General features: G+C 43.3%; 2 tRNA genes. Both read left to right on the top strand.

The features are described 5' to 3' along the window. Window positions 1-44: 44 nt before the first annotated feature. Window positions 45-121, top strand: a tRNA-Met gene (locus ACU68W_RS09295). Between the two features lie 124 nt (window positions 122-245). Beyond that, window positions 246-320, top strand: a tRNA-Glu gene (locus ACU68W_RS09290). Window positions 321-372: the final 52 nt, after the last annotated feature.

Raw genomic sequence — 372 nt, 5'->3', positions numbered from 1 at the left:
GTAAAACACCGTATCGGTTCGATTCCGATCCTCGGCACCAATAACGCGGGATAGAGCAGTTTGGTAGCTCGTCGGGCTCATAACCCGGAGGTCGTAGGTTCAAATCCTGCTCCCGCAACCATACATATAATAATATGTAAAACCTAAGTAAAAAAATTGAAAAAAAGTGTTGACAAAACACTTATTAAATGCTAAAATAAATAAGTAAGTTGTTAACAAATAGATAAAAAAACCTTAGTAATTAAGGCCCTATGGTCAAGCGGTTAAGACATCGCCCTTTCACGGCGGTATCCCGGGTTCGAATCCCGGTAGGGTCACCAGATATATGGGCGATTAGCTCAGCTGGGAGAGCATCTGCCTTACAAGCAGGGG

This window comes from Finegoldia sp. P2-F-LR, assembly GCF_052932265.1.
The sequence above is the reverse complement of the archived record's forward strand: the minus strand, read 5'-3'. Positions and strand labels throughout refer to the sequence as shown.